The sequence below is a fragment of the Mesorhizobium sp. Mes31 genome (assembly GCF_024519675.1).
Taxonomy (GTDB): domain Bacteria; phylum Pseudomonadota; class Alphaproteobacteria; order Rhizobiales; family Rhizobiaceae; genus Mesorhizobium.
On record NZ_JALJRL010000071.1, the window covers coordinates 1 to 492 of the forward strand.

Annotated in this window: 2 protein-coding genes; both read left to right on the forward strand. The window is 65.4% G+C overall.

Annotated elements, in window-relative coordinates; genetic code table 11:
- A partial coding sequence (locus tag NR193_RS33340) for a transcriptional regulator domain-containing protein (RefSeq protein ID WP_256754894.1) occupies positions 1-185 on the forward strand: 185 nt, incomplete at its 5' end.
- A partial coding sequence (locus NR193_RS33345) for a DUF2285 domain-containing protein (RefSeq protein ID WP_256754895.1) occupies positions 157-492 on the forward strand: 336 nt, incomplete at its 3' end. The genes NR193_RS33340 and NR193_RS33345, both read left to right, overlap by 29 nt.

The following is a 492-nucleotide window of genomic DNA, read 5'->3' on the forward strand; positions in this document are numbered from 1 at the left end:
TCGAAGGGCTCGCCTGGGAGTGTCTGCGGCGTCACGAACCCTATCAACGGCACTATCAGGCGCTCCTGACCACCAGGGCCGAAAAAGCACCCTTCCACCTTGAGACACAGCGGCTGTGGGGGTTGCGATTTCCCGGCCAGGCCGGATTTGTCCGCCTTGGCGCAAGACGTTCTGTGGTCGCCTGACGTCGATCCAGCTGTGGTTTCTCTCGTGCCGGCGCCGGAATTCCTGTCGTCGTTGCGATCGGCGCCTTTGACCGGTCTTGGGGCGGTCCACGACAGCCCCGAAGGACGTCACATCGTCCACAGTGCAGGCGTCGCGACCCAACTTCTCCTTCTGCCGGGCAGTGATCCGCACGGCCACGTGGCGGCGCTGATCCCCTTGGATGCAGAAACGTTGGGACGGATCGAAGCACTCACCCGTTTCTGGCGGGCCTGGCAGGGGCGCCCCACACCTTCGGACACGCGGATGACCCCGCAGCAGCGCCGCCGC